The organism is Pseudomonas sp. RL (assembly GCF_000647775.1).
GTDB lineage: Bacteria > Pseudomonadota > Gammaproteobacteria > Pseudomonadales > Pseudomonadaceae > Serpens > Serpens flexibilis.
Genome location: NZ_JBOY01000123.1, coordinates 1 through 2,221, shown reverse-complemented (window position 1 = coordinate 2,221; position 2,221 = coordinate 1). Strand labels below are relative to the sequence as shown.

Annotated in this window: 2 protein-coding genes and 2 tRNA genes; 3 read left to right on the top strand and 1 reads right to left on the bottom strand. The window is 66.2% G+C overall.

Features of this window, described 5'->3' with window-relative positions:
- Positions 1-62 precede the first annotated feature (62 nt).
- Positions 63-139: transfer RNA gene (locus AS93_RS0116000), tRNA-Pro, on the top strand.
- A 7-nt stretch (positions 140-146) separates the two neighbouring features.
- A tRNA-Lys gene (locus AS93_RS0115995) sits at positions 147-221 on the top strand.
- A gap of 228 nt (positions 222-449) precedes the next feature.
- Here AS93_RS0115995 and AS93_RS0115990 read toward each other — a convergent pair.
- The gene (locus AS93_RS0115990; RefSeq protein WP_037009661.1) at positions 450-1,004 is read right to left on the bottom strand and encodes a phosphatase PAP2 family protein; all 555 of its coding nucleotides are present in this window, start codon (positions 1,002-1,004) and stop codon (positions 450-452) included.
- A gap of 131 nt (positions 1,005-1,135) precedes the next feature.
- Here AS93_RS0115990 and AS93_RS0115985 point away from each other — a divergent pair, with 131 nt between their 5' ends.
- On the top strand, positions 1,136-2,161 hold the full coding sequence (locus AS93_RS0115985; protein WP_027591539.1) for a glycosyltransferase family 1 protein: 1,026 nt from the start codon (positions 1,136-1,138) through the stop codon (positions 2,159-2,161).
- The last annotated feature ends 60 nt before the right edge of the window (positions 2,162-2,221 follow it).

The following is a 2,221-nucleotide window of genomic DNA, read 5'->3' as shown; positions in this document are numbered from 1 at the left end:
GCAAATGACTGTTAATCATTGGGTCCCTGGTTCGAGTCCAGGTCGCGGAGCCAACTTCCAACCGGGGTATAGCGCAGCCCGGTAGCGCGCCTGCTTTGGGAGCAGGATGTCGGGAGTTCGAATCCCCCTACCCCGACCATATTTTTGGGTCGTTAGCTCAGTGGTAGAGCAGTTGGCTTTTAACCAATTGGTCGTAGGTTCGACCCCTACACGACCCACCATACAAGGCTTCATCGAAGCCCAAGAAAACGGGAAGTTCCGAATAGGACTTCCCGTTTTTTTATGCCCGGAAAAAGTCGTGCCGGTACGGCGCGCCTGACGGCGCATGGTGGATCGGTGAAGCGCGATCCACCCTACGACAGCAAGCCCTTGTCCACCTGCGCAATAACCGTAGGGTGGACAACGCCTTTCTTGTCCACCATGCGCACCGGCACGGTGCGCCCCGGTCATCAGACCATCAGCACCAGCTGCGCAATGCTGTAGCCGAGCAGCGCACCGCAGAGCACATCGCTCGGGTAGTGCAGCCCCAGCACCGGCCGCGACAGCGCCACCAGCGCGGCGAACGGCACCAGCAGCACCGCCAGTTGCGGAAAGTCGGCCAGCGCCAGGGTGGTGAAGGACACCGCGTGCAGTGTATGCCCGGACGGGAAGCTGAAGCGGTCCAGCGGCGGGCAGCCGCAGCGGATGTCCTGGAAGGTGATGAAGGGTCGTTCGCGCACCAGGCGATGCTTGAGCTGCCGGTAGATGAGCAGGCCGCCCAGCCCGGCGATACTCATGCGCAGCGCCGCCTCGCGCCCCGCCTCGCCGCCGAGCAAAGCCAGTGCCGCCATCAGGCAGTACCAGAACACGCCGTCACCCAGCCGGCTGACCGTGCGGAACAGGCGGTGCATGGCCTGCCGCCGCGAGAGGCGATTGATGGTGATGCAGAGTCGATATTCCAGGCGTCCCAGGCGGGCGAGGACCGGCAGGGTCAGGTCTTCCGTTTTCAGCGCGATCTTGTCCATGCCTGGCAGCCTAGGCTGCCCGTTCGACAACACTGTGAATCTCTCATGGCAGTTCAATGACCGCGTTGTTGTCATCGAAACGTCACGCAGCCGTCACCACACCTTAAAAGCGGTGGCGCCCAATGGCGCCCATGAAGATTGTCATCTGCAGCGATGCCTGGCACCCCCAGGTCAACGGCGTGGTCACCACCCTGAGCCGCACCCGCGACGCCCTGCGAGCCATGGGACATGCGGTCACGGTCATCGGCCCGGACCGTTTTCGCAGCGTGGCGCTGCCCGGCTACGCGGAAATCCGCCTGGCGCTCCTGCCGTACCGCCGGCTGCGGCGCCTGCTCGACGCGCTGCAGGCCGACCATATCCACATCGCCACGGAAGGTCCGCTGGGCTGGGCGGCGCGCCGCTACTGCCTGCAGCGCGGGCTGCCCTTCAACACCTCGTACCACACGCAGTTTCCGGAATACGTGCATGCCCGCTATCCGTTCGTGCCGCTGGCCGTGGGTTATGCGCTGATGCGCCGTTTCCATCGGCCGGCGCAGCGCACGCTGGTGGCCACCGAGCACATGGAGCGGCTGTTGCAGGAGCGGGGCTTCACGCACCTGGCGCGCTGGGGACGCGGCGTCGACATCGCGCTGTTTCGCCCGCAGGCTCGCCAGCCCGCGGAGCTGCCGACGGACCTGCCGCGCCCGCTGTGGGTGTACGCCGGGCGCCTGGCGGTGGAGAAGAACCTGCCGGCATTCCTGGAACTGTCGTTGCCCGGCAGCAAGCTGGTCATCGGCGACGGCCCGGCGCGCCGCGACTTGCAGGCACGCTTTGCCGAGGCCCATTTCGTTGGCTATCGCTTCGGCGAGGAGCTGGCCGCGTTCCTTTCGGCGGGCGACGTGTTCGTCTTTCCCAGCCGCACCGACACCTTCGGCCTGGTCATGCTGGAAGCCATGGCCTGCGGCCTGCCGGTGGCCGCCTTCCCGGTGACCGGGCCGCTGGACGTGGTGCGCCACGGCGAAACCGGTTGCCTGCACGAGGACCTGCGGCAGGCCTGCCTGGGCGCGCAGAACCTGTCCGCGGAAGCCTGCCGGCGCCAGGCCGAGGCGATGAGCTGGGAGGCCTGCACGCAGCAGTTCCTGGCGGCGTGCAGGTCCACGCCGGACGCTCGCAAATGAATTCGCCCCCACCAGACATAGGGTGGACAACGCTTTCCTTGTCCGCCGTCGCGTCGGCAC